At 37.2% G+C, this 26441-nt stretch carries 26 protein-coding genes, 2 tRNA genes, 4 pseudogenes and 1 riboswitch; of the genes and pseudogenes, 12 read left to right on the top strand and 20 right to left on the bottom strand.

Annotated features, from left to right (window positions below; genetic code table 11):
- Nucleotides 1-135 precede the first annotated feature (135 nt).
- The 7 genes and pseudogenes from H9564_RS02715 to H9564_RS02745 form a co-directional block, all read right to left on the bottom strand.
- The gene (locus tag H9564_RS02715) at nucleotides 136-486 is read right to left on the bottom strand and encodes a hypothetical protein (protein ID WP_191684015.1); all 351 of its coding nucleotides are present in this window, start codon (nucleotides 484-486) and stop codon (nucleotides 136-138) included.
- Nucleotides 487-492: 6 nt separating this feature from the next.
- Entirely contained in the window at nucleotides 493-1521 is a 1029-nt protein-coding gene (locus tag H9564_RS02720) for a lipoate--protein ligase (RefSeq protein WP_191684016.1), read from the bottom strand.
- Between the two features lie 89 nt (nucleotides 1522-1610).
- Nucleotides 1611-2258, bottom strand: a complete 648-nt coding sequence (gene thiE / locus H9564_RS02725; RefSeq protein ID WP_098044849.1) for a thiamine phosphate synthase — start codon at nucleotides 2256-2258, stop codon at nucleotides 1611-1613.
- Nucleotides 2248-3069, bottom strand: a complete 822-nt coding sequence (gene thiD, locus H9564_RS02730; protein WP_191684017.1) for a bifunctional hydroxymethylpyrimidine kinase/phosphomethylpyrimidine kinase — start codon at nucleotides 3067-3069, stop codon at nucleotides 2248-2250. The genes thiE and thiD overlap by 11 nt, the downstream gene beginning before the upstream one ends.
- A 21-nt stretch (nucleotides 3070-3090) precedes the next feature.
- Complete coding sequence (gene thiM / locus H9564_RS02735; RefSeq protein ID WP_225209522.1) at nucleotides 3091-3870, bottom strand: hydroxyethylthiazole kinase; 780 nt, start codon at nucleotides 3868-3870, stop codon at nucleotides 3091-3093.
- Nucleotides 3871-3934: 64 nt separating this feature from the next.
- Nucleotides 3935-4039, bottom strand: a riboswitch (TPP riboswitch).
- A 35-nt stretch (nucleotides 4040-4074) separates the two neighbouring features.
- Nucleotides 4075-4923: pseudogene (locus tag H9564_RS02740) on the bottom strand (patatin-like phospholipase family protein).
- A gap of 65 nt (nucleotides 4924-4988) precedes the next feature.
- On the bottom strand, nucleotides 4989-5873 hold the full coding sequence (locus tag H9564_RS02745; protein ID WP_191684018.1) for a LysR family transcriptional regulator: 885 nt from the start codon (nucleotides 5871-5873) through the stop codon (nucleotides 4989-4991).
- Nucleotides 5874-5975: 102 nt separating this feature from the next.
- Between H9564_RS02745 and H9564_RS02750 the strand changes: the two genes are divergently transcribed.
- Nucleotides 5976-6452, top strand: coding sequence for a flavodoxin family protein (locus tag H9564_RS02750; protein ID WP_191684019.1), 477 nt, complete (start codon nucleotides 5976-5978; stop codon nucleotides 6450-6452).
- A gap of 107 nt (nucleotides 6453-6559) precedes the next feature.
- Nucleotides 6560-6976 (top strand): cupin domain-containing protein, encoded by a 417-nt coding sequence (locus tag H9564_RS02755; protein ID WP_191684020.1) that lies wholly within the window; start codon nucleotides 6560-6562, stop codon nucleotides 6974-6976.
- Nucleotides 6977-7068: 92 nt separating this feature from the next.
- Here the strand turns inward: H9564_RS02755 and manA are convergent, their stop codons facing one another.
- Together manA and H9564_RS02765 are read right to left on the bottom strand one after the other, a co-directional pair.
- The gene (manA, locus tag H9564_RS02760; protein ID WP_191684021.1) at nucleotides 7069-8034 is read right to left on the bottom strand and encodes a mannose-6-phosphate isomerase, class I; all 966 of its coding nucleotides are present in this window, start codon (nucleotides 8032-8034) and stop codon (nucleotides 7069-7071) included.
- Nucleotides 8035-8206: 172 nt separating this feature from the next.
- Nucleotides 8207-8527, bottom strand: a complete 321-nt coding sequence (locus tag H9564_RS02765; RefSeq protein ID WP_191684022.1) for a carboxymuconolactone decarboxylase family protein — start codon at nucleotides 8525-8527, stop codon at nucleotides 8207-8209.
- 208 nt (nucleotides 8528-8735) lie between these two features.
- Between H9564_RS02765 and H9564_RS02770 the strand changes: the two are divergent.
- The 7 genes and pseudogenes from H9564_RS02770 to H9564_RS02800 all read left to right on the top strand — a co-directional run.
- Nucleotides 8736-8951 (top strand): annotated as a pseudogene (locus H9564_RS02770) (alpha/beta hydrolase); the annotation flags it as partial.
- A 113-nt stretch (nucleotides 8952-9064) separates the two neighbouring features.
- Nucleotides 9065-9797 (top strand): annotated as a pseudogene (locus H9564_RS02775) (aldo/keto reductase).
- 43 nt (nucleotides 9798-9840) lie between these two features.
- Entirely contained in the window at nucleotides 9841-10494 is a 654-nt protein-coding gene (locus H9564_RS02780) for a glucose-6-phosphate 1-dehydrogenase family protein (RefSeq protein WP_191684023.1), read from the top strand.
- Between the two features lie 87 nt (nucleotides 10495-10581).
- On the top strand, nucleotides 10582-10704 hold the full coding sequence (locus H9564_RS02785) for a hypothetical protein (RefSeq protein WP_318241065.1): 123 nt from the start codon (nucleotides 10582-10584) through the stop codon (nucleotides 10702-10704).
- Between the two features lie 22 nt (nucleotides 10705-10726).
- Nucleotides 10727-11377, top strand: a pseudogene (locus H9564_RS02790) (glycine betaine ABC transporter substrate-binding protein); the annotation flags it as partial.
- A gap of 204 nt (nucleotides 11378-11581) precedes the next feature.
- A complete protein-coding gene (locus H9564_RS02795) occupies nucleotides 11582-11863 on the top strand; it encodes a hypothetical protein (RefSeq protein WP_191684024.1) in 282 nt (93 codons plus the stop codon).
- Entirely contained in the window at nucleotides 11863-12726 is an 864-nt protein-coding gene (locus H9564_RS02800; protein WP_191684025.1) for an alpha/beta hydrolase, read from the top strand. Before H9564_RS02795 ends, H9564_RS02800 begins: the two co-directional genes overlap by 1 nt.
- A 79-nt stretch (nucleotides 12727-12805) precedes the next feature.
- Here H9564_RS02800 and H9564_RS02805 read toward each other — a convergent pair whose 3' ends face one another.
- The 3 genes from H9564_RS02805 to H9564_RS02815 form a co-directional block, all read right to left on the bottom strand.
- On the bottom strand, nucleotides 12806-14158 hold the full coding sequence (locus H9564_RS02805) for a hemolysin family protein (protein ID WP_191684026.1): 1353 nt from the start codon (nucleotides 14156-14158) through the stop codon (nucleotides 12806-12808).
- A gap of 82 nt (nucleotides 14159-14240) precedes the next feature.
- The gene (gene xerS / locus H9564_RS02810) at nucleotides 14241-15308 is read right to left on the bottom strand and encodes a tyrosine recombinase XerS (protein ID WP_191684027.1); all 1068 of its coding nucleotides are present in this window, start codon (nucleotides 15306-15308) and stop codon (nucleotides 14241-14243) included.
- 80 nt (nucleotides 15309-15388) lie between these two features.
- Nucleotides 15389-15462 (bottom strand) — tRNA-Pro (locus H9564_RS02815).
- A gap of 177 nt (nucleotides 15463-15639) precedes the next feature.
- On the opposite strand from H9564_RS02815, the gene H9564_RS02820 reads away from it, so the two are divergent.
- Nucleotides 15640-16755, top strand: coding sequence for a hypothetical protein (locus H9564_RS02820; protein WP_191684028.1), 1116 nt, complete (start codon nucleotides 15640-15642; stop codon nucleotides 16753-16755).
- A gap of 259 nt (nucleotides 16756-17014) precedes the next feature.
- Here the strand turns inward: H9564_RS02820 and H9564_RS02825 are convergent, their stop codons facing one another.
- The 4 genes from H9564_RS02825 to H9564_RS02840 all read right to left on the bottom strand — a co-directional run bounded on the left by H9564_RS02825 (nucleotide 17015) and on the right by H9564_RS02840 (nucleotide 19613).
- The gene (locus H9564_RS02825) at nucleotides 17015-17608 is read right to left on the bottom strand and encodes a site-specific integrase (RefSeq protein ID WP_191684029.1); all 594 of its coding nucleotides are present in this window, start codon (nucleotides 17606-17608) and stop codon (nucleotides 17015-17017) included.
- Nucleotides 17609-17891: 283 nt separating this feature from the next.
- On the bottom strand, nucleotides 17892-18833 hold the full coding sequence (locus H9564_RS02830) for a 3-hydroxyacyl-CoA dehydrogenase family protein (RefSeq protein ID WP_191684030.1): 942 nt from the start codon (nucleotides 18831-18833) through the stop codon (nucleotides 17892-17894).
- A 44-nt stretch (nucleotides 18834-18877) separates the two neighbouring features.
- Nucleotides 18878-19315, bottom strand: coding sequence for a peptide-methionine (R)-S-oxide reductase MsrB (gene msrB, locus H9564_RS02835; protein WP_191684031.1), 438 nt, complete (start codon nucleotides 19313-19315; stop codon nucleotides 18878-18880).
- A gap of 226 nt (nucleotides 19316-19541) precedes the next feature.
- Nucleotides 19542-19613, bottom strand: a tRNA-Arg gene (locus H9564_RS02840).
- Nucleotides 19614-19706: 93 nt separating this feature from the next.
- On the opposite strand from H9564_RS02840, the gene H9564_RS02845 reads away from it, so the two are divergent.
- Nucleotides 19707-20519, top strand: coding sequence for an HAD-IIB family hydrolase (locus H9564_RS02845; RefSeq protein ID WP_191684032.1), 813 nt, complete (start codon nucleotides 19707-19709; stop codon nucleotides 20517-20519).
- 94 nt (nucleotides 20520-20613) lie between these two features.
- Here H9564_RS02845 and H9564_RS02850 read toward each other — a convergent pair whose 3' ends face one another.
- The gene (locus tag H9564_RS02850; RefSeq protein ID WP_191684033.1) at nucleotides 20614-21093 is read right to left on the bottom strand and encodes a nucleoside 2-deoxyribosyltransferase; all 480 of its coding nucleotides are present in this window, start codon (nucleotides 21091-21093) and stop codon (nucleotides 20614-20616) included.
- Nucleotides 21094-21276: 183 nt separating this feature from the next.
- On the opposite strand from H9564_RS02850, the gene H9564_RS02855 reads away from it, so the two are divergent.
- Entirely contained in the window at nucleotides 21277-22641 is a 1365-nt protein-coding gene (locus tag H9564_RS02855; RefSeq protein WP_191684034.1) for a DHA2 family efflux MFS transporter permease subunit, read from the top strand.
- Between the two features lie 260 nt (nucleotides 22642-22901).
- On the opposite strand, the gene H9564_RS02860 is transcribed toward H9564_RS02855, so the two are convergent.
- Genes H9564_RS02860 through H9564_RS02870 form a run of 3 tightly spaced genes read right to left on the bottom strand, consistent with a single transcriptional unit; the run spans nucleotide 22902 to nucleotide 26268 of the window.
- Nucleotides 22902-23066, bottom strand: coding sequence for a hypothetical protein (locus H9564_RS02860; RefSeq protein ID WP_191684035.1), 165 nt, complete (start codon nucleotides 23064-23066; stop codon nucleotides 22902-22904).
- Between the two features lie 20 nt (nucleotides 23067-23086).
- Complete coding sequence (locus H9564_RS02865; protein WP_191684036.1) at nucleotides 23087-23932, bottom strand: alpha/beta hydrolase; 846 nt, start codon at nucleotides 23930-23932, stop codon at nucleotides 23087-23089.
- 23 nt (nucleotides 23933-23955) lie between these two features.
- Entirely contained in the window at nucleotides 23956-26268 is a 2313-nt protein-coding gene (locus H9564_RS02870) for an ATP-binding protein (protein WP_404804670.1), read from the bottom strand.
- Between the last annotated feature and the right edge of the window lie 173 nt (nucleotides 26269-26441).

Consider the following 26441-nt stretch of genomic DNA (forward strand, 5'->3'; position numbering starts at 1 on the left):
TTTTTAGTTTAAACGTAAAAATCTGGTATTGGTATAGAAAGTGAAATTTCTATATCAACACCAGATATTGTAGAGCCGTAATAAAGGCAGAATGAAATTTCTGCTTCTATTACACCCTTTTTGAGCTACGAGTTATTATTTGATTTTAATTTCTAATAGGGTGGGGTTTGCTTTTCCAGTAAGACTAGCAGGATCGCTTTGATAATTACTTGCAATTCGGCTAATGATCCCGTTAACTGGCGATTTGAACGTTTCGACTGCTTTACCGCCTTCGATGTCAATCAGCTGTGAGTCAGTAGTAACTTTTTCGCCAATTCGCGGCGTATCTAAAAAGGTAATGGTAGCAAGCTCCTTGATTATCTCTGTACTTAAGCCAACTTTAACAATGGTACCAGTTTGTTGCCACCATAAGCCATTATCTTCATGGTGAATAGGTGATGATTTGCTAAACAAGGACTTTATCCAGGCAAAAAATTGTTGTAACATTTTAACTCACTTCCTACTCAGAATTAAGTCTGCTAGTTCCTCGGGTGAAATTTGACCAAGGTTAGCTTCAAGGTTGGATTGTTTTAGCGATGAAATTAAGGACGAAGAATCTAACTTAGTTCCGTTTAAATTATGTTCAATAATAGCCGGGTCTCCGGTCGTAAAGAAATCGCCATAAATTTTAATGGCAGTAATAACACCATTGCTTTCATTAAAATTAAAAGAAACTGTCCCAATTGGGAAATGTTTAGAAACATAGTTATCAAATCCAGGATTATGACCGTAATTCCATGAGTCAGTTCGGTATTGCTTATCTAGTCGAGAGTCAATAATTGACCAATCGTGATCAGTAAGGTGGTAGGTTTCTACCTGATCCATCGAATCGACCCCAAACATGTGACAAAGCAAGTATTCCTTAAAGTCTTCGGTTGTCCAATGCTGGTACTTCTCAGGCAGGTAGGGCTTGATGTTAGTAACTCGAGCATTCACTGATTTAACGCCCTTAGAAGCTAATTTATCTTGTTCTGGGGTAAGTACTTCATTAGCATTCTGCATATTAAGGTCAAACATTACGGTCCCACCAGCAGCATACGAATTGTCGCCCTTAACGATCGCCATTCCTGAAAATTTTTTGCCATCAATTGTCATATCATTCCGACCACTGACTTCAGCTGAACTAATACCGAGATCATGCAAAGCGTCAACAATCGGATCGCCAATTGCGTGAAAGTCACCGAATTTACTAGTATCGCCAACAACAATATTTTCGAATACTAAATTGCCAAAATCATGGTAAACGGCACCGCCACCACTTGACCGACGAACTAATTCGATTTGGTGCTCTTTGAGATAGGGTAAGTCAATTTCGGCATAAGCGTTTTGGTTAACGCCAATAATGACGGATGGCTGGTTAATATAACAAATTAAGCCATGACCTTTTAGCCTCAGATCATTAATTAGATAGTTGTCTAATGATTGGTTTACCAGAGCATCATGAACTGGTTTGCCGTTTCTGCTGGTATCGATAAAAAACATTGCAAACACCTTCTTTTAAATGGTTACGCTTTCATTATAGGCGCTACTAGTCTTAATTAATAGTCGTTAATTTTACGATCAAATACTAATTACTTTACCAATGTCTTAATTTTTTCGATGGTTTCCGTAATGTTTTTACTATTCAAAACGAGGGAGATCATTGATAAACCAGCTACACCAGTTTTTAAAACTTCTGGAATGTTCTCTAAAGAAAGGCCGCCAATTGCAACTAGGGGATGGGTACTCAATTTATTTAGTTCTTTAAGTTTAGTGAGGCCCAAGACAGGATCCGCATCGACCTTTGACGTGGTTTCAAAGACCGGACCACAACCGAGGTAGTCAATGGCAGATAATTGATTTGCTTTTTCAACTTCAGCAGCCGTATTACATGAGTAGCCGATAATTAACTTGCCAGCTGCTTCTTTAATTACCTGTTCAATCTTCTCATCATCCTGGCCAACATGAACACCATCAGCACCAACACGCAATGCCATTTGAACATCATCATCAATCAAAACAGGGATTGAGTAGCGGTTTCCCATTTCGACTAGGCGTCTTGCCATGACTAGTCGTGCATCGGCAGTCATGGTTGAACTGTCTTTTTCTCGATATTGAAATGCAGTAATTCCAGCTTGCATCGCTTCTTCTACTTTAGCGAGGAATTCGTAGGAATCGTGGTGGGTATCTTGAGTTCCGCCGACAAGGTATATTTGTAACATTTTTGGATTAAAGTTCATTATTATCGCTCCTTATTTTTGCCCAATGGTTTAGCGGGCCATGACCGTGACCAACATTAATGCCTTGCTTAATCGTAGCTTCAACATAGGCCTTTCCAATTTTGAGGGCGTCTTCCATTGATTTGCCCTTAGCGAGTTCAGCAGTGATACAGGAAGAAATAGTATCACCGGTACCATGAGTATTCTGAGTTTGCTTTCGTTTGGCAGTCATCCAAAACGAGTGACCATTCTCTAATAATACAAAGTCATTTGCTTCATCATCATTTGAAAAATGACCTCCCTTAACCAGGACGTTCTTTGCTCCCATTGATTGAAGACGATGTCCAGCAGCTTCCATTTCAGCTTCTGTTGTGATCTTCATTTGAGCTAATTCTTCAGCTTCTGGAAGGTTAGGGGTAATCAAATCGGCAAGTGGCAATAATTGTTCACGAACCACACTAATCGCATCCTCGCTTAAAAGTTTAGCACCACCTTTAGCAATCATCACGGGATCTACCGTTAGTGGACCGAAATCATATTGCTTGAGGTTGTTGACAACGGTTTTAACACGAAGGGAATCCGCCAGCATTCCTGTTTTGCAGGCGCGGATATTAAAATCAGCAGCTAGAGAGGAAAACTGTTCATCAATTAATTTTGGTGGCATTGCTAGGGCATCCTGAACGCCAAGGGTATTTTGCGCTGTTACCGCGACAACAACCATTGTGGCAAAGACACCGCGCATTTGCATGGCTTTGAAATCAGCAGAAATTCCGGCACCGCCTCCAGAATCAGTACCAGCAATTGTTAAAGCTTGAGGGAAATCATTTGTCATTATTAGTAACTCCTTTATTTTTTATAATACTGAGAGAACTTCGCTGGATTTAATTGATGCTAGCTCATCCCGGAATTTGACTTGCCATTGGCCAAAACCGTTTGACTCTCTAGCAGCTTTGACTCCCGTGGCAGCAAAAACTGTAGTTGCAGTGCAGGCAGCTGTATAATAATCCTTGCTTACACCGAGATAAGCAGCAATAACACTAGAAAGAATATCACCGCTCCCCACATTAGTTACAAAATAACCAGTAGAAAGCTGATTAATAAAAGTATTATCGCCGTCTGTAATAATATCTGTTTTACCAGTAAGGACGACAATACAGTGATATTTATTAGCAACCGTTTTAGCAATCTCGAGAAGATCCGCTTGTCCACTGCCACTGTCAATTCCACGTGAATGCCAGTTAACATTCGCTAATGCAGCAATTTCACCAGCATTTCCCCGAATAACAGTAAAGTGATGATCTTGTAATAGTTGTTTTGCAAAAGCTAATCGGTAATGACTCGCACCGATTGCAACCGGATCAAGCACCACTGGTTTTTGATCTTGATTATTTTTGAGGATAGTTGTAATCTCGTTAGCTTGCTCTTCGTGAATGGTTCCTAGGTTAATCGTAATCGCATTGGCTAATTTCACCATTTCTGCTGCTTCTTGGGGTGCTAAAGACATGATTGGTGAAGCACCAATCGCACTCAACCCATCAGCAACTTTATCTGGAGTTACCATATTAGGGATTGTCAGCACAACCGGGTTTTGCTGACGAACTTGATCTAATAGTTTTAGCTGTAATTTAGTCAAAATCTCACGTCCTAAAAAATGGAGCTACTAGTTAATTGTTAACTAACAGCTCCATTATTTTTTATATATTGAGTTAGCATTTCCTTCGCAAGTACTAGCTTAACAGGTTCAAGGGTCCGTATATCTAAATACATCTCAGTCTGGCAAACAGACACCCCTAATGCTGCTTATTAACATAATTTTATAATAACACAGAAAGCGCTTTTAAGCATTAAGGTAGTCAATTAATTTTGGCAATATTTGCTTGGCTTCCCGTTGACCTGTTTCGTATAATTGACGAATCTTTTTAACGTTCCCTTCAACCCGGCTTACTTTAACTGGGTGTTGAGGGGCAATATTAAAGATCTGACCAGTTTGTTCAAGGCGTTCAATTTGGGCAATTTGTTGATTATAGACTTCTGGACGACGAATTCCAGCTTCAGCGAATTGGGGATAATCCTTGAAATAGCGACGGTATAGTTGTCAGACAGGACGGCTAGAAGGCTTTTTCCGGTAACTAACGTCGCGAGTACGGACAACCACGATTTTATCGTAGCCTTGCTCCTGAGCAACATCAAATGGAATTGAATCAGCAATTCCTCCATCTAAACAAAGACCATCTGGTGTTGGTGCTGGATCCATCATAAATGGCATTGAACAAGAAGCAATTAGCGCTTGAGTTAGCTTTTCACCAGTATAATCTGCAAAACAAGGCCTTTTTCCCATCCTGAAGTCTAGTAGCAACAGCGGTGAAGTGGGAGGCAAATCTAATGTAAGCTCGCTCATCAAAATTTCGCCAAGAAAGGCCGTGATCTTCAAAAAGGTAATTCATATTAATTACCTTTTTTGGAATAATCGCGCCATTGAAATATAATCATGATCATGACAGTGGTTAATGTTTGCTGCTCGGTCATATTGTTTAGCGACAAAATTAACACCATTAAGTGAACCAGCTGAAATACCAATTACGCTGCTAAATTCGATGTGGTTAGCAAGAAGCATGTCGCATACTCCCGCAGTATATTGACCGCGAAATGCGCCACTTTCAAGGACTAACGCTGCATTATATAGCATTACTTTCACTCCTTAATATTATTACTAGGTTATTGTAAGTCGATAATGGTTAAAAATTCAATCTTTTATTGGTTTTTCGCTAGAGTAGCAAACTCTTGAAGAAATTTTTCCATTACTGGGGTGATTACAGTATTTTTTCGCCAGGCAAGGACATGGCCTGTTTCTTTATGCGGGGAAAAAGGAATAAAGGTTAATTTTGGATCATGAAATGAATCAACAATTCCTTCAATTCCCAACAAGCAGTAGTTGCTAGTTTTAAGAAGCTCGTAAGCATTACTTGGTAGATTATTGGTTGCCATGATATTTAATTTTGTTTGGTCGAGTTTAAGGACATCGCTAATTTCATCGCGGACAATGTTACGGGTAGGGACAATTAGTGGTAATTTATAAAGGTCATCTTTGGTGATTGATTTTTTCTTAGCTAATGGATCAGAACTTTTAACAATTAATCCCCAACGTTCGCGAACTGGCAAAACAATAAAATTATACTTTGCTGCCTCTACAGGCTCAATCAGGGCAGCAAAATCCTCTAATCCCGAATCTAGGCGTTGACGTAAGAGATCACCATTACCATCATAAAGATTAAATTTAACATTTGGATACTTTTTCTGAAAGTTACTTATAATTTTCATTATGAGTTTAGATACCTTTGAAACAACGCACCCAATGTTGATTACTCCAGTTAGTTCTTCTTCGGTATTTTGTAATTCTTGTTTAGTTTGGTTAACTAATGAGAGGATTGTCGAAGCACGTTGTTGAAAAAGGGCTCCCTCATTAGTAAGGGTCATCCGTCGTTGTTGACGATCAAAAAGTGTCACACCGAGTTCCTTTTCAAGTTCGATTATTTGGCGGGAAAGGGTCGGCTGTGTAATATGAAGTTGTTGAGCAGCACGGGTAATATTGTTTGTTTGTGCTACAGTTAAGAAGTACTTGATTACTCTAGTATCCATATTTATCTCTCAATTTAGTTAATAGATAGACAAAACTATTTTAAGCTAAAATTATAATAACGTAAATTAAGAAAGCTTGATCTATAGAAAGGAAGAACATTAATGTCGCGAAAAGTATTAATCTTATATTATTCTCAATTTGGTGATACCGCGAAGCTTGCTAGTTCAATTCATCGACAAACAGGAGCGGACATTCTTCGTTTACAAGTCCCGCAAAACTATTTTCCTGAAGATATGGAAGAAACGGATCAAGTTTTTAAACGTGATAATAAGGCTGGTAAATTACCTCCAATTACGACTAAAATCCCGGATCTTCACTATTACGATACAATTTTAATTGGTGGACCAGTTTGGGATGGTAAAGTGTCATCCCCGATTTTGAAACTTTTACAAATGATGTCTCATTACCAAGGTAAAGTAGTGCCATTTAGTACTGGCTGGAGTGATTCTAGAAAATACCAGAAGGATTTTATTGCGCATGCTGGTAAATTAAATGTTGCTCATGGTTATCATGTGTTGACCCATGGCACTCCACAGTATAGTCCAGCTTCTCTGGCTTCATGGTTACGAAAATTGTAATTCAATTAGTGAATGATTCCTTAGTTATAATAAGCATTATACATACTGTTACTTTTCTTGTAAGCTATAGTTAATCAAAATACTTACATCAAGGAGGAGTTTAAACTATGGCAAAGAATGAAGAAGCGGTTAAAAATGATATGTTTGGCTTTGGAGATAAAAATGTTGCTTTTGCTAAGTACTTTATTGGAACAAGCTACTTGAACGGGTTAGTATCGCCTGATGATAATATTGATATCAACGTGGCAAACGTTAATTTTGAACCAGGATGTCGGAATAATTGGCATATCCATCATGACGGTTTTCAAATTATTATGTGTACTGCTGGTGAAGGCTGGTACCAGGAAGAAGGAAAGCCAGCTCAATTATTAAAGCCCGGAGATATAGTAGCTATTCATGAAGGTGTGAAGCATTGGCATGGGGCTACTAAGGATAGTTGGTTTTCTCACATTGCAATTACTAAAGGGACTAGTGAGTGGTTAGAACCAGTTGATGACAATTACTACGATAAGTTAAGCGATTAGTTTAGTTAGATAATCAGAAATAACTAAAAAACGAGTTAGCAAAATAGTGAATTTGTTATTCCTACCTTTGTTAACTCGTTTTTTCCTTTTGTTTATTCTACTGATTCTGAAGCGATAATCAGCATTTTACCATCCAATTTCCATTCATTAATAGTTGCTGGCATGAGAAGGTGGATTCCCTTCTTTAATTGGTAAGTTTTTCCATCTGCAGTTAAGGTTCCTTCACCATTAATGACTGACATTAGGGTATATGGGCCATGCTCATGTTTCCTGATTAATTCTCTATTTACCTCCCACTTATAAACGCTAAAGAATGGAGAATCAGGTTGGGTAATAAGGGTGGTAACTTTAGAATTATCAATTATTTCCGACTGAATATGTAATTCGGGCTCTTTAAACGGGACAGTTGTGACATCGATTGATTGCTTTAAATGAAGGGCACGTTTCTTTCCAGTTTTCTTATCGACTCGATCATAGTCGTAAATCCGGTAAGTAGTGTCAGAACTTTGTTGGGTTTCAAGAGCAACAATTCCCTTATTCAAGGCATGAATTGTCCCAGAAGGAACGTAAACAAAGTCGCCAGTTTTAACCGGCTTTTTATCAAAAAGCTTCTCCCACTCGTGGTGTTCGATCATTTCTTTAAGTTCATCCCGTGTCTTTGCAGTATGACCATAAGTAAGGTAGGCACCCTGATCAGCATGAATAATGTACCAGCATTCAGTCTTACCAAGCTCGTGCTCGTGTTCTTCAGCGTAAGCATTATCTGGATGAACTTGAACTGACAGACTAGCTTCGGCGTCGAGGATTTTGGTTAATAGTGGGAAAACTTTTGACTTTGGATTTCCAAATAGTTCTGGATGCTGGGCATAAACATTAGGGAGTAATTGTCCCTTAAATTCACCATTTTCGATCATATTTGGACCATGGGGATGTCCAGAAATCGCCCAACACTCACCAATTGTTCCGTCTGGAATATCGTAATTAAAGTCTTCTGCTAACCGTCGACCACCCCAAATCTTTTCATGAAAAACAGGTTTTAAAAATAATGGTTCTGCCATAGCTGTCACTGTCCTTTTTTGCTCGAAATTAAGAAACGCATTTTCACTTCTGTAAAGCGCTTTCCACAATGATTTTAACAGTCTTAGTTAAAGAAAACCATCTAATCCGTAAATTTAATAAAGAAAAAGCTAGAAAATAACCACAGGATAGGTGGTCATTTTCTAGCTTTTTCTAGTCATCCCAGACTTTTTTCGCAACGTTGAATGCTGACCAGGCATTCGGCCAGCCTAAATAAAAGGCAAGATGGGTAATCACTTCGGCGATTTCGTCTTTTGTAATACCATTATTTTTAGCAGTTTGCATATGATAAGGGAGCTGTTCGAAGGATCCTTTAGCAATTAAGGCAGTTACGGTGATTAGACTCCGGTCACGGGGACTTAATTCTTTCTCTCGGGACCAAACTTGCCCGAAGAGGACATCATCATTTAATTCAGCAAATTTTGGTGCAAAGTCACCCAGCTGATCGCGACCAGCAGTTTGTTTTTTAACCATTAAAAATCATCCTTTCTAAGATAAATTCCTTTCTTATCATTACTATAAGGCCAGATGAAGAAAAGATGAAATACCAATATTAAGTAGATATTAATGCAAAAAGTGAATGACAAAGCAGACCTAGTGATTTGTCTTGATTAATTTTACTTCCAACCAGGCACGTAAAGTATCCTGATACTTTGACTGTGAAGAGATAATAATTGGGGTACCAAGTAATACTGCAGTCCTTAATATTTATGGTGATGGTAGTCATTCAGATGAAGACGTTCCTGTTAATTCAGCCAAATCGTTAAAGTATTTAGTTGCTGGACGAGCAAAGTCATATCATGAAGTTGAAATTCATGGTAAAAAAGCCCAACATAGTAGTTTACATAATAACTCGCAAGTAAACCTTCTCTTGATTAATTTCCTTTGGAAAAAGTAGGGGATTGTCAGAATTTAAATTTCCTTTTATAAGGCATTATGTTTTACATTCCTTTAGAAAGAAACGACAATAATTTACAACAAGCGGATTATCAAAGGAAAGGACAGGTTAAAATGATTTTAGATGAAACCATTACCTTAAACAGTGGTGTAAAAATTCCTCGGTTTGCCCTAGGAACTTGGATGATTGATGATAATGAAGCTGCTGACGCGGTTCGAGCAGCAATTAAACTCGGTTACCGACATATTGATACAGCACAAGCTTATGGTAATGAGCGTGGTGTTGGTGAAGGTGTACGGACTGCCAGCGTTACTCGCAAACAGGTTTTCGTTACTTCTAAAGTGGCCGCTGAGCATAAAGATTACGCGACAACAAAAGAATCAATTGATGAAACTCTTAAAAAGATGAGCCTTGATTATATTGACATGATGATCATTCATAGCCCACAACCATGGAAAGAAGTTAACCAATCTGATAATCGTTATTTAGAGGGGAATTTAGCTGCTTGGCGGTCAATGGAAGATGCAGTAAGTGAAGGAAAGATTCGGACAATTGGCGTTTCTAACTTTAATCAATCTGACTTAAAAAACATCATTAAGAACAGCAGTACTATTAATTGAAAAGATGGCTAAAAAGTACCATGTTTCTGTACCACAGTTATGTATTCGCTATAACTGGCAACTAGGAATGATTGTCTTCCCGAAAACTACTAATCCACAACATATGAAAGAGAATATGGAGATTGATTTTGAAATCTCTGAAGAAGATATGGACCTCTTACGGCGAGTAAAGCCATTGGATTATGGGGATGCCGATGCTTTCCCCGTATATGCTGGCAAATTATAATAACCAGCATATGTTATCCTTGAATAAAAAGGACTGAGTGAAGATGACAGCATTAACCGAGGAAATGTTTGCAATCTTTGACCAACCAGAATTTTCATTTAAGAAAATTAAAGAGAATTATGCATCAGCAGAAGTTGAACAATTAAAAGCTGAATTTAAGAAAGTTTGGCAAAAGTGGAAGCAGGTTAATCAGAACGTTGCTAGTCAATTACTAGTTGGCAAATTTGCAAAAGTTCATGTTGAAAGTTGGACCAATGGTTGGAATCTTCGGGACCATTATTGGGCATCGTATCGGTTAAACGAGTTGGTAGATTATAATCCCTGTATTGGTGTGATGCTTGATAAAAAGCAACTGCAAGTTTATCTGATGTTTCAACACTACAAGAGTGAGCAGCGTCAAGGAACACCAGAAGAATATAATCGCTTATTAAAGAAAGTACCAACTTGGGCAAAGACAATAGATCTGAACAATTGGTACTTATGGAATAAAGATGAGATGGAATTTGACGATCATATGCCATTAAAGGACTACCTAACTAATAGTCAACAACAGGCATCATTTAATGCCGAAGCACAAGAAACGAGTTTCCTTCTTGGCAAGTTTACTTTTCGTAATCGGGATCAAGTTAACAATATGGAAGATTTTATTTTAGAAGCAATTAATGGATTAACTCCTTTGTATGAGGAATTAATCTAATTAAATGATTGGAGGTTGGTGAACTAGCCAGCCTCTTTTTCATTTTAAATCCTGAAAAATCTTGACTGTTACGTAATTCTGCAATTAATTGAGGCAAAGAAGCTAACCGTACCGATTGCTAAGGTTTATCACGGATTGAATGAAGTCGGTCAAGCCCAGGCAAATTTAGAGTCAGGAACGTTTAGCGGTAAGCATGTTGTAGTTCTTTAAAATAATATATAGAAGGATAAAAGTGAAGTTTAAGCAATTGGTCATCTCTTCGCTTACAGGAGTTGCAATATTGGTTGCAGGAATGATGATTCCGTTAGTTGTAAGGGCTAATAGTAAGCCGATTATTGTTGGTTCAAAAAACGTTTCAGAAAGTAAAACGGGGCTCTAGCACTCGAACACGATGGCTATAAAGTCACCAGAAAGCCCAATATTTCCAATAAGTTATTTTTAAGGCCGCGCAAAAGGGGCAAGTTGATGTTTATCCTGAATATACAGGGACGATTGTCAAAGCTATTTGAAGAAAAATGGTCAAGGAAAATCCGCAGCACAAATGGCTAAGATTGCCCGGAATGGTATTAAAAAGGATGGGTTAACAACTTTTAATTATGCTCCAGGCGATAACCGACAAGGTGTGGGGATGCCGACTAAGGTTGCTAAGAAGTACTATGTTAATAACCTTAGTGATTTGCAAAAGCAAGCCCATAAATTACGTTTTGCCTCCCAAGGTGAATTTGAAAAGCGGGCTGATACAATGCCAGCAATGGATAAGTCATATGGTAAATATCATTGGAAGTCGTTAAAGTATTATGACGTTAACTTACTATATAAGATTATGGACCAGGGAAAAGCTGATGTTGCACCTGTTTCTACTACAGACGGTCAGTTAGCAACAAAGGGGAGCGCCTTGGGTTAACGGAGAATAGTATTCTCGCATATCAGATTAGTAAATGAGCTATTTAGAATCTTAAAATATCATGAATGCCAAACCTAGTTTACATAATTTTGCTTCAGTGTAAACACGACGGTATACTTTTCTTGTTGCTCCTGAAAATGAAGCATATAATTAAAGTTAGAAATAATAGGGAGGTGTTGACTGATGAATAAAGTATTTATGACTGGCTATTATCAAGGAGTTGTTGAAGTTGCTCCAGCGTCTTTATCAGCTGCAAAGGTTGAAGAATTAGCAATTACGATGACAATTCAGCACCTTCGTCATGCAGGAGTGAAAGTTTCAACGATCCATGATTTTTTGGTATTGGATATACAAGCAAATGAACGGCTCGTTAACAAGCATATTAATGATAATGCCGATCAACTTGAAACTGTTCAGGCAAAACTTCTAAGCTCCGCATTTATGAAGAGAGGTAATATAGAGTAATGAAGAAAAGTTCAGTTGGAACGGCTCTTGTAGTTCTTGTTGTCTTAGCAGCAATTATTGGTGGGGCAGTTTATCATACTCAGAAAAACAATCGCTTTGTTCATTCAACTACTGCAACGCTCTTTTTCCATGGCGGTGGAAGTAGTTATCGGGCTGAAACGGGAATGGTTAATGCAGTTAAACGTGCTGGAGTAACAAATACGATTATTCGGGCAGATGTTACTAATAATGGTAAAGTTACTCTTCATGGTAATATGCATCGTGGCGCTATTAACCCAATCGTTGAAGTTAACTATGAAAATAATCGACAACTAGACTTTAACAAACATGGAGAATATGCAACTAATGTCGTTAAGATGCTTAAGGAACGTTATGGAATCAATAAGATAAACATGGTTGGTCATTCACTAGGTAATATTTCGATTATTTACTACATGCTTCGCAATGGGCAAAACAAGGATATGCCAAAGCTTGAAAAGCAAGTTGATATCGCCGGCCATTTTGGTGGATTAACGTTTGATGGTATTCCTGAAGACATTGCGCAACCTGCGGGAATGAAGTTGAATTTTGCTGGGAAGCCTAACCATATGAATGCAACATATAAGCAGATGACAGCTGCTCGAAAAGATTATCCAAAGGGACAAGTTGCTGTTCTTAATATCTATGGTGATATTGGGAACCATACAGATGGTCGAGTTACTAATGCTTCATCACGGTCACTTCAGTACTTAGTCGCATCTCGTGCTAAGTCTTATACTGAATTAAAAGTAACTGGTAAAAATGCTCAACATTCAAAGCTTCATGATAACAAGCAAGTTGATCAAGCATTGATTAAGTTTTTATGGCAACGAAAAAGTAAATAAAATTAATAAAGAGGCTAGAAAAATCAATTGATTTTTCTAGCCTCTTACTATTAACTGCAACTTTATTTCCTATAATTAATTATTTGTCATCTTGTTTAGATTGGTCTTTATTTTTCTTTGGTTTAATGTAAATTACCTTAAATTTATTTACGTAAGCGTTTTGTAAATCTAGTGGAATGAAGGAGAAGTTGTCGACTCTAATTGGTTGACCAACTTTTAGGTCATACTGACGCTCAAGGAAGAAACCAGTAAGGGTTGTTACTTCTGAGTTTTCAAATTGGTCGATCTTGGTATGGAAATACCGTTCAAAGTCATCGAGAGGCATTTTACCTGAAACTTCATATGTTGGGTTCCCTTTACTATCAGGATCCTTCTTTTCAATCATATCAGAAGTTGCATGGTCAATTTCTTCACCAACAGTTCCAAAGAGCTCTTCGTAAATATCCTTGTCAGTAATGATTCCTGAGGTACCACCATATTCATCCTGAACAACAACAATTGGAACCTGCTTTTTAATCATTTCTTGGAGGACCTTGGTAATTTGTTCATTTTCGTAAACAATTGGAATCTTCCGCATAATTGTCCGAATTGATTGCTGAGGATTGATTTGGTTTTGCCGCATAATGTCATAAGCAAAGATATATCCAAGGATGTGATCCTTATCGTTGTTTGCAACGACTGGGAACCGGGTAAATTTCTTTTCAAAGTATAATTGTGCAGCATCCGCAATCGATGCAGTAATGTCAATAACAGCTAATTGAGTTCGGTCAATCATGATGTCCTCAGCAACTTTATCATTCATCTCAAAAGCCCGTTGCATGAAGATAACATCTTCTTTGTCCATTTCACCGGCTTTTTCTGACTGCTGGGAAAGGGTCATAATTTCATTTTGAGAATAAGTATCTTCTTCTGGTTGAACGTTATACCCAAGTAACTTAGTAATTTGGGCGGCTACAACCGCAAATAACCATACGAATGGGTAGAAGATTGTGTGGAAAAATTGAATTGGGTGAACAATTGCCATTAGAATCGGAACTGGACGGTCAATTGCCATATTCTTTGGAACTAAATCGGTAAATACAGCATGGAAGAATGTAAAGATTAAGACACCACAAATAGGGGCAATTACTTCACGAACATCATCCGGAATGACCGTGATTTTCAATAGGAGGTTGGTAATAAATTCATCACCAATCCACCCTAATACCAGTGACGTCATTGTAACCCCAACTTGAGCCGTAGAGAGGTATTCGTTTAGGTTATTAACCATGTGTTCGGCGCGCTTAACCTTTTTCGTTTGACGGAGTTCTTTTAGTTCGCTCGGTCGAACCTTAACAACAGAGTATTCAAGCAGCGTAAAAAGGGCCGCTAGCAATAAAATCAAAATGATAACAATCAGTTGAAACCAATATGAACTCATTAATCCATTCATCTTTTAAATCTCACCTAAGCCTTTAGTTTATTATATTCAAACTCTATTTTAGCAGTCTTTTCATAGGCCGCCAACATCTTCCTTACTTTTCTGGATGATTACTAATTTCATCAAGCGCTTCTCGTTGTTTCTTTTGGTCAACGTGGGTATAAAGGTCGGTTGCAGAGGTCCCTTTTTGACCAAGTTGTTGGGCAACTAAAACTTGATCCTTTGTAACGTTGTACATTTCAGAAGCAAGGGTGTGGCGCAGTTTATGTGGTGTTAATGGGTGACCAAAGGCAGTTGAATACTTTTTGACCATTTTTTCGATTGCATTTGCTGTCATTCGTCGGGTTTCACCGTGATACACAGTTAAGAAAAGGGCAGTATCTTTTTTTAAGGCGTGATAACGTTTTGCTCGGATTTCTAGGTAATTTTTGATATATTGAATTGCCCATGGTGCAATTGGTACTGAATCTTTTTGCCCACCTTTTCGAACAACATCGAGGAGACTTTGCTTTAGGTTAAGATCGCCTAGATCAATATTGGCAGCTTCTGAAACCCGAACACCTGTCCCAAGAATCAATGTGATAATAGCGATATCCCGTTCAGCATTTTCCTTATATGCTGGAAGAGCACGTTTATCACACATCTTAGGATACTTATTTTCGATAAATTCAATAAAATCAAACTTCATTTGTCCACGATACATATGCGATGCAAGAGTATGAGCACGGTAATTTAGTGTTTTCGTATCATTTAATGAGTCAATCTTAAGCATAACATTCCGGTAAAAGTATGGTTCACCATCATTAACATCTGCTGTTACAGTTAAATACTTAAAAAGAGAACGAAGGGCGTTGATTGACCGATTAATTGATGTTGGTGAGTTTAGGTGCCCTTGAGAATTAGTTGTGTGGCGAAGGTGATCAATATACAACATAATATCGCTGCGGCGGAGCTTTGATAGTTCTGTGGTTGAAATAGCTAAATTAGTTTTAGCTTCACTGAGACCACTTTGTCGGAGCCATTCAAAGAAGCGACGAATCTCTGTTAAATATTGATAAGTCGTTGTAACAGCATGGTTGGTACCTAAATAATAATCATTAACGTATTTAGGAAGACGCTGTAGTTCCTCTTGAATTAGTTTTAAGTATTTATCTGATTCCATCATATCCACTCCAGATTTTTATTCTGCTATTTTATTATAAAGAAAAAAGCCACCCCAATCGAGGTGACTTTTAATAATTATCGGGAAAACAGGATTCGAACCTGCGACCCCCTGGTCCCAAACCAGGTGCTCTACCAAGCTGAGCTATTTCCCGTTGACGGGTTGTATCGCACAACACAAAGTATTATATCAAACACTTTACTAGTTAGTAAAGACTTTTTTTAAAAAAGGTGAGGGGGAGGGGGAATTTTTTTGAATACTACTACTCACCTAACGCAATATTTGATAAAATCATATTGCGAACAGATGTTCTAGAAAGGGTGATGGAGAAGTGAGTGTTGAATTAGTATATAAATCTATTAAAGGCAATAATAATTATTGGACGACAGAATTTCATTTTACACGTAAGAAAGAAAAGCATTACCAATGGGGAAATATTACTGAATTAACGGCTACTTTGCCTAAAATAGTAAGTGACTATCCGAATTTATTTACTAGTAAAAATACCGAACGTTTCTATGCCTATGATGTAGAAAAGGATAACTATTCAAGTGTTGAAATATCTTCTACAGCTAGTAATTCTCAGATAAAAGATAGTGATTATAGTTGCCCAATTAAGCTAAGCAATGGTAAGTACTATGCAATTGCCATTGATACAAAAGAGGGGCGTTTCTTCTTTAGCACATCTAAGAGCAAATTTATTAAAGATTTAACCGATGAGAATATTCGGCGGTGGAAAGAGCTAGACAAAGCAAGTACGACTGCTAATTCTATTCGTTTAAACAAGAAAATTTGGAATAAATATCCAGGATGGAATCCCTTAAGTAATTATGTAATTAACCTGAAAACCGGTAAAGCAGTTTGGCCAAATGAAGAATTTAAAAAGGGACTTGTCCCAATTGAAGGAAATCCAGATTCTGTAAATAGTGCACTAATATTAATGCTCCTTACTCAATTAACCGAACAATTAACAATTCATTTTAAGGCAGATAATAACATTCCGATAATTGATAATACTAATGACCAAACAATAATCCCAGAAATTGATCTAGAACAATATAATGCTCAAAAAGTCTATGAAGCATTTAAGTATTTAACAATGGCATTATCGCAGCAAGTTAAGGTTAACCAGGCGCTAAAAGCATATGATAATGGTATTTTACAGGATTATTTACATACGGTTGAAGTAACCGATGTCGAACAACTAGATACCGTTCAATTTGCAAGGCAGTTACAAAGATCAAGGAAAGATCGCCGGCAAGTCAAGGATTTAGCACTTCTGTTAAATACGATTGCTGAAAATATAAATATTGAAAAAATCCTTAAGAGTCTTTGGCAAAATCCATCCTTAAAAAATCAATATCATTACCGGAATCATGAGACTGGAAAGATTTTATTAATGCAATTAAATAAAACAAAGTTAGCTGCAAAAGAACAACAAGACTAGATCTTGAGAAAGGAAAAGAGGGCTTCTCTTTTCTTTTCTCAACCTGTCATTAAAATTATAGTTTTAATGACACAAAAAATGAAAAAGTCCCCTAAATTACCTATATAACGTATTTGATCAATAAAAAGCAGCTATTCAAAATTAACAATTGAATAACTGCTTTTCTTAAATTTAGTTACTATATTTAATTTAACGATGAATCGATTTCTTAATATCACTATATTAAATACAAACATCACATAATTAATATGAAACGAAATTATCCAAAATCAATCTGATCAAGCATTTGCTCACGACTGATTTGATCCAGTCCTAAATACGCTAACGTCATTGCTTCGCTTGAATGATTCAGCAGTCTCATTACCAAACCGATATTATAGTTGCTTTGAACGTAAACACGATACGCACCCGTTTTTCTCATCGTATGTGTCCCAAGATAATTAATATCAAGTAATTCACCAACACGGTGCATTACATTGTAGAATTGACGTTCATCGATGTGTTTTTGTGGTCGCGTAATAGACGGAAAAAGCCATTCAGTTGTTCCTTCATACCGTTTACGCTTTAACCATTGTTGATACATTGCAAGATCACTGACAACAGGTTTTAGGTATAGCGTATTTGGCTTCCCAGTTTTCTTATCCTTAATAAAGGCGTGCTCGCGGATTGCACCATAATCATCAAAAACATCTGATTGTTTCAAACGTAAAACATCACTGACCCGTAATAAGGTTGCTTTGCCAACTTGAAAAATTGTGTAGTTTCTTCTCCCAGCTTTAAAATTATTTAGTAATGTATCCTGAACTTCAGATAATATGTTTGAATCTTTGATTGGTAGTACTAATTGCTTCAAAATTACACCTGATTTCGGTTATTTTAGATAAATGTTATTTATAGATAATACACTATTATAACATATCCAAGAAATTGTTAAAAATTGGATGCTGATAAATCAACGTTTACGAAGTGTTATAATATACAAATAACGCTTCTAATGTTGTAAATTACCCTCTAAAATCAGTTTATGGGTTCAAATAATGGTTTAAAATCAAAATTAGCTCTCAGACGAAATGAAAATCAGTTAGACATGTAGTTGTCCATTTAATTTTGCCTGAGAGCTAATTATTTATTGAGAGTTATTTTTGATCAGTTTTAAGTTGTTCGAGAAGTTTTTGATCACGTTTTTTTACGATCTCTTTGCCAGTATCTCCCTGCCAATCATAAAATCCCTTACCAGTTTTTAATCCTAATTTATTTTGAGAAACTTTTTTGGCAAGTGCCGGATCGGTACCTGTTTCGTTAGCTAAATCTGCGTATAAGTATGAACTAATATTCTTAAAGACGTCCAAGCCACCAAGGTCAGCACTTGCAACAGGTCCAACTAAATTCCATCGACGACCTAAACTGTATTTAATAATATCATCGACTGCTTCGGGACTTGCGATTCCTTGATTAATGATATGGAATGCCTCACGAAGAACTGCTAATTGGATTCGGTTTCCTACAAACCCAAGAGCTTCCTTTTTAAGCGGAACAGCATGCTTCCCGATCTTGTTCATTAGTTCCACTGTAGTATCAACCGTTTCTTGGTTCGTTTTCTCGCCAGGAACAACCTCAACTAATGGCATTAATTGAGCAGGGTTCCAAAAGTGAGCAACAACAAATCGTTCGGGATATTGAAGAACACTTTGAAGAGCTGTTGGACTTAAGCCGGAGGTATTAGTTGCTAAGATAGCTGATTCACTAACAATCTTTTCAATCTCCGACCAGACAGACTTTTTAATCTTCTCATTTTCAACGATTGATTCAATTACAAAGTTTGCGTTTTGACAAGCAGTTTTAAGATCAGTTGTATAAGTAAGTCGAGACAGAACTTGCTCTGGATTTTCATCAATCACCCCGGCCTTAACAAAAGTTTGAAGATCATGTTGAATTAACTTTTGACCTCGTTGTAGCCCTTCTTCTTCTCGATCATAAACGTTGACTTGATAACCGTTCATTGCAAATTGAAGTGCAATTGCATGACCCATTGTTCCAGCGCCGATATTTGCAACTTCTTTAATCCCAGTTAGTTTCATCCCGATCACTCCTTATATTATCGTTAATTTAATTATAAACGATTTTATTGAAAAAGTGATTGGTATTCTCCATACCCTTGCGCTGTTAATTGTTCAGCAGGAATAAACTTTAATGCTGCAGAGTTAATACAATACCGTAGTCCCCCACGTTCTATTGGACCATCAGTAAAGACGTGTCCAAGATGCGAATCACCATCTTTACTTCTGACCTCAGTTCGCTCCATTCCAAAAGATTGGTCACGTTTTTCTTTAACTGCTCGTTTTTTAATCGGCTTAGTAAATGATGGCCAACCGCACCCTGCATCGTACTTATCTAAAGATGAGAACAGTGGCTCACCACTGACCACATCAACATAAATTCCCGGTTGATCAAAGTGATCATATTTACCTGTAAAAGGGCGTTCAGTCGCTGCTTCTTGAGTTACCGCATACTGTGTTGGTGTAAGCTTTGCTAAAGCAGCTTGTTTCTTTTCTTGATCCATTATGATTCCCCTCCTCGATTAACAATTCCTTCTATATATTATAGGTAACCATATTATATAGAAGAATGTCGAGAAAAATGCTTTTGTAGTTACTACAATAATAAGAATGTTTAGTAATAAGATTATGCTAAAAATAAAAAGCCTCTCTTGATTAACAAGAAGGACTCTTTTAACGATAACTAATAAAACACTCTATCTTTTTATAATTAGTTAAAATTACCAAAAATGCGCCCCCCGAGAGTCGAACTCGGATCATGAGGACCGAAATCTCATGTGCTATCCATTACACTAAGGGCGCCTTACGTAAACTATTTTAATCCTTTTCTAGTAAAATAGTAAGTAGTGATTATAAAATATTAGATAAAATCCTACTTAATCGAAGGAGAATAGTATGATACCACAAAAATTTATTGCGATTGATATTGATGGGACACTATATGATGATCATGATCATTTTGATATTCAACGATTTAATCAAGACTATCAAGCACTATTTAATAGAAGGATCCTCTTAATTGTAGCAACCGGTAATAGCTACGATGCGGTGCAAACCATTTTTAAGGATTGTCCAGTAAATACCTTTGTTGCTGAAAATGGTGGACGAATTGTAATTAATGGTAAAGATGTAATTAGTCATGTTCATTCACACTCTACCCTACAGAAACTGATGACTTTTTTATCTAGAAAGAATTACCAACCAGATCTTTTTTCACTTTCTGGAGCATCCAATACCTTTATTGATAATCAATTTAAAGATGTTCCTGTACCTTTCTATCCTCACCATCGATACTTTATATCCTTAGATCAGATTACTGAACCAGTATATAACGTTAACTTGAATTGGTTTAAGCGTCGACCTGAATTAGAGTTGATTCATCAAGTAATTAAAGAGATTAACCAAACTTTTCCCATGCAACTCCAGGCAACCTATAGTGGTGCGTATGGAATTGATATCTTACCATATGGTGTAAATAAGGCTGTGGGATTAAAAGAACTAATTCACCATTTTCCTAATAAGACTCTTAAGGATGTAGTGGCGTTTGGTGATACAAGTAATGATCTTGAGATGATTCAAGAAAGTGGGATTGGTTTTGCAATGAAGAATGCGACGACTGATCTAAAACAAGTCGCGGATCAAATTACTAGCAAGGATAATAATCATGATGGTTTACTTTATGAAATTGAGAAACAATTTTTAAGTTAATACCTGAAACAATATTATGTAAACTAAGGATGTAAAAAACTAGGATCCCCTGAATTATTCAAAGGATCCTAGTTTTTATTATAATTAGATTGAACTAGTAAACTGCCCCATCATAGAAATTAAATGTTGGTTTATTAAAATCAAAGGTTGCTAATTCAGACATTTTAATAAATTGGTCGCCAATTCCCCAACTCATAAGATTAATTGGCTTTCCCCAATCTTCATCAGGAATAACAACAAGGATGTGCTTACCAAGTGCTGAAGCCATTCCAAGCTCAACACCCATTCCAACATCTTCTTCGTTCGGAATGTAGATAGCTAATAATAGATCACTTGTTGAAACCCCAACACGATCACCATTATAGGTGGCGGTTGCCCATTCACGATCTTCTAGTAATTCAGGATGCTCATCTACTCGTAAGCCTTTGTATTGGTGATCTAAGGGAATGTAAGAATTCTCTACATCAACAGTAGGATTTTCTTTAATAGCATTCATTGCGTTTTGGTAAGCTTTATTCTGCTTATCCGTAAACCATCCAGCACAAAAATAAACTGTCTTTGTCTTTTGATCCACGAAATTTCCTCCTCTATTTAAACAGCTAAAAGCAATTCTACCATATAATTCGAAAAAAAAGCTTACGAAAAAATTAAAATCTGGTAGACTAATCAATCGTTGAATAAAAGGAGTGAAGAGAAAATAATGAATAATACTCAAAAGAATGCTGCACGAAAGTAGATTAATCACCCCAAACTAGCAATGGTTGCCATGCTTTTGGGGGCTTTTGTTGGAATGCTAAGTGAAACTTCACTTAACATTGCCCTTCCTAAGTTAATCTTGTCGTTACACGTTAATATGGCAACAATTCAGTGGTTAGTTACAGGGTACATGCTTGTAATTGGGATCATTTTGCCATTATCTAGTTTAATTTCTAAGTGGTTCACTACCCGGCAAATTGTTGTGTTTGGTTTAAGCGTTTTTATTATCGGTGCGATTATTTCAGCCTGCGCAGGTAGTTTCCCAATTGGTCTCGCTGGACGAATGATCCAGGGGATTGGGACAGGTTTAATCTTGCCATTGATGTTTGCTGTTGCAATGCAAATTTTCCCACCTCAAAAACTTGGTGCAGTATTAGGAATCTGTGCACTAGTTATTATGTTTGCCCCAGCAATTGGACCAACCCTTACTGGATTGATCCTTGCTAAGCTTTCCTGGCGGTGGATTTTCTGGTTCTTTATTCCATTCCTAGCAATTGCATTGATATTTGCAATTACTTCATTGGATAACGTTAACAATATTACAAAGCCACATGTTGACTGGCTTTCCATTATTGAATCAGCAGTTGGTTTCTCTGGTTTAGTTATCGGTGCTAGTTTATCAAGTCGTGACGGTTGGCTCTCTGTTCCAGTTCTTTCTGCGTTGGTAATCGGTGTTGTTGTTTTAGGAGTTTATGTTCATCGTCAACTTCACCTTGAAGAACCAATTTTGAATTTAAGATTGTTCAAGACATCAGCATTTACTACTGGAGCATTGCTTGTGATGCTTGACTTTGGAATTATCTTATCTGCAATGTACTTATTGGCAAACTACTTACAGAATGGCTTGATGGTACCAGTTGCATTAACCGGGATTATCATGCTTCCAGGTGGAATTATTAATGCTATTACATCAGCATTGGCAGGACGACTTTATGATAATATTGGTGCACGGAAACCCGCAATCATTGGTTTTATCATTGCCTTAATCGGTGCGATCATGTTTGCTTGCGCTTCAGATCATTCATCAATCGCATTTATTATTGCAGCTCACGTAATCTTGATGATTGGTTGTCCGTTAGCAATGTCCTCTTCACAAACAAGTGCATTAAACTCATTAACCGGTTTAGAATCAGCTGATGGAAGTACAATTCTTAATACCCTTCAACAAATTGTTGGTGCACTAGCAACTGCGCTCGCAACTAGTTTCTTAGAACTTGGTCGAGCCAACATTAGTGGAAATGGTGCGGTTCGTTTCACTAATGGATTCCACTATGGAATTTACTTTACAATTGTTTTAGTTGTTATTGCATTAATCCTCTCCTTCAGACTTCAAGACCGTGCTAAGAATACGAAGGACATCAACTAGTAATTCATTGCAACTTTTTATTAAATCAATGATAATAAGACCAACACCTATATTCATAAGGAGTTGGTCTTTTTGTTTTCCTTGCCCGTTGGTATTGGCCAAGTTCATGCAATGCATGAGTTATTCAAATTAAATCCGCGCTTGGCAATCATCGTTCTCTTGTTGCTAATTTGCCTGGCATTTTACCTTAAAAATAAGTAAAAGCAGGTCCTCAACTATCTTCTCGTAAACATTGGAGAAGTTATAGCGAGGACCTGTTTTTATTTTCTCATTGCTTCCTTAAGACCGATTTTAACTAATTCTTTCACAGCAGCAGAAACTGTCAGGGACTGTTTTTCAGCATATTGCTTAACTAATTGATAAAGTGCAAGGTCATCTGGACCACGCCAGATAATTCCGGTAACCTGGCCATGTTCTTTTTGCATTATATCATTCCTCCTTTTATTCACCTTTTCACCCATAACATTTTAGCAACCCGTTGCAGAATAACCGTACGATCATGGAGTTGAAAATGGTTAGTCTTAGGGACAATAACCTGGCGGTACTGAATATCTGGGTGAACTTTAACGAGTGTCTGAAGCATTTCGGATTGAATCCGGGGAACTTCATCATCAGTTCCACCCATAATATTTAAAATCTTAACAGTTGAATTAGGGTTCCAGCTTTTCATTTGCCGTTCCAATTGGTGGAAATTTCTGTCCTTAGACTTCCGATTTAGGTTAGGGACAAATTTTACTTTAACTCCAAAGCTTTCTTCAACTGGAACACCAAGGAAAACAATGTTACGAAGCTGAATTTGCCGTTGTAATTGCTTTGAACCCATATAAGCATGAATAAATTCAGTTCCCCCATAGGAATGAGCAATAACGTTCATTCTATTAATATGGTATCGATTATGAAGAACCTGGAGGACATGAGTGAGCTGATGTACTTGAGGATGATAAGTAGCATTATAGTTCCAATTGTACAGTACTTGAATAAGGGCATTCCGTTGATCGGTGTAGTTTCCGCTTGTTTTAACTGTTCCAGTCGGTGATACCCACACAGTTATTACCTTTTGTGCATAGTCATTCTTTTCAAAGTAGTTCGTCATTTGATGGTAAGTAGTTGTGTTGCCGCCCCATCCCGGGATCATTATCGTTGGCGTTTTACTGTAATAAGTATTTGAACGGTAATTGCCTGACTTTAATGATGAATTAGGTAGTGGTAATAGAACTACAAACTGAATAACCAGTACTAAGATCAGTAAAATACCGATAATTGCGGCAGAACTTTTAAATAACCGTCGCATCCACTAATCATCTCGGTTCAATTTTAGCCAAATAAACGAGCCCAGAAGCCCTTCTTCTTTGGCTTTTCTTCAATAACATTGTTCTCTTGTTCATTTTCGGTAGAGTCTGTTTCGGTTTCTTCATAAGGATTATGTTCACCAATCCATCTGAAGAATTCAGGAGCTTTAATTTCAACAAATTTCCCCCGCTTACCATTTATTCCATCAACACAAAGTTCAATTGGTAAAGCGTTACGGTATTTTTCAATACTATCAGCTGTGAATCCATTGAAAGTATTGAGCTTGGAAATATCAAATAAGAGGCTTTTATCCCCCTGCCGATATTGGAAATCATCTTGTTGAGTTAAGTATAGTTTAGCCCACCGATTTCGTGAACTTTCCTTAAAGTCATCGCAAATCGTTTCGGAGAAGTAGTCTGGTAATGGCATATTAGCCATTTCGTAATAGTTCTTAAACAATTGCCGAGTCATCGCAAGGAAATCAAGACGACCAGTCGTTGAATTAAAGTCGCGCCATGGTGTCTCATCATCTTCGAGAAGGTTAGCCATCCGCATTACAAAATCCTTAAATAAGGTATTATTAAGGGTCTTTCGTACATTATAGATATACTGATTTGCAGCACCCTTTTGTGATTCATCAATTACTTTATCAATCTGGAGATAGTAGGTACGGCGGGCAGTTTCCCGAAGCATTGTAAAGCCAGAATCATAGTTCGTTGTTCCAATTAGTGGAGCAATTGGTTGGGGATGGTTAACTAATTCATTCATAATATCAACCACTAAGTGCCGACTATATTGATCTTGTTGGAAGAAGTAGGGTTCAATCTCATCCATTAGAACTGGGTATGAACTACCTAACTTCATGTAATGTTCCATGACTTCAACTGTCTTGGTCTTTTTTTGTGGTGTTTGTGATGGGTAAATTGTTCCAAAATCAATCAATGACCGATCTGAATTCCATGTTAATTGGTTGATAATTCGAAGAAGAGTTGATTTCCCAGAACCAGCGGTAGCTCCTAACACAAGGAAATTAGGAACATCATTGCCATCTTCAGGGTTTAAACTAGATTTTGCCCGAATTTCCCAGAGAAATGGCGCAGTGAAACTATAAAGAATTGCTTCAAAGAATCGTTTTCCGTAATTGGCATCATAGTCCACAACAAACTGCTGGTACCCTTTCATTACGGCATCAATACTTTTTAGTCCGTCCCGAATCTCAGAAATCGTTGCAATTTTCCCAAACGGGATTGGGTGTGTCCCAGTATCATTTGGAACATAGAGACCACTATTATTATTTGCAATGTTCCGTTCCATTGGTCGATCGTATAAGAAGGTCGTATATTTCTTTTCAGCATCCCGTTGTTGTGGTGACATTCCACTAATTAAGGCATCTTGAACCTGCTTAGTAATCTTTTCCCGAGTCTTTAATTTAGGCTTAGCAGCTCGTGGTGAAACGGCCTCTTTTTGCAGAGTATAAATTGTATCGTGCTGTTTTACTTGCTTAGCAATTTTTTCCTTAGTTTGAGACCGGTCCATGGTAACATTACGCATTGACTTAGTAATCATGTCGGGAATCAGTTCATGATCAATATCGTGTTGAACATCATGCTTAATGAGATCAACCATATCCGTCTCAGCAATCTTGTCTGTTGTTTCATTATCAAGAATAACAGGGCCAGTACTCTCTTGTTTATTATTGGCTTGGTCCTTTTTACTTTCTTCAATCTGCTTTTGAGCAGCCTTTACTAAGTTAGTGGTAAAGAAAGGACGTAATACCGGCTTTAAATCTTTTTTAAAGTGATCAGCAAGATTTTGGTATAAACGAATATTGTTATCAAAAACTAGTACTTCTTCAAATTGGTTTCGTTGAGCATCAAAAGAGGCATCAGTTAAATCAACGCTGCCAAGAATAACTCGGGTATCATGTGTTATTGAGTTACTCAATAGGTAAAATTTAGAATGAATTACCTGCGTTGGCGCAATTGAAATTCGAAAAAGACTATTAAGAACGTTAGTCTGATTGTCGCTAGTTAACGCAGAAAAGATCTTTGCAGCTTCTTTATTTGCAGAACTGAGAAGTGCATTGGTTAGCGCAACTTTAGTGATCATTTCATCAGCACTTAGTCTATTAGTTGATTCAGAACTTAACGCAATATTAACGCTAATAAACTTACTAAGATACTTATTAATAAAATCAGCTGTAATTTCCCCGGTAATCCCAATCAATTGATCATACTTCTTCGGATCAAATAACTGGTGAATCTTTAATGGTGGTGTATCCTGACCGTCAAAAGCAATGTGAATTTTTCTTATATCAGAAGTTTCTGTCATGACCATAATCCTTTTCTATCGATAAATATATTAGTTTTATTTTCGACTATTTAACCGCTTTTTGCAAGTAATTCTAGGATAATGGACGGTGCTATCAGCTAAAGGTAGCATTTTCTGCTCATTTAACCTAAAATTACCGATTAATTTTAATAAATCATTCCAAACGTATGTTCAAACGA

Origin of the sequence: Limosilactobacillus avistercoris, assembly GCF_014836425.1 — a bacterium.
GTDB classification, from domain to species: Bacteria; Bacillota; Bacilli; order Lactobacillales; family Lactobacillaceae; genus Limosilactobacillus; species Limosilactobacillus agrestimuris.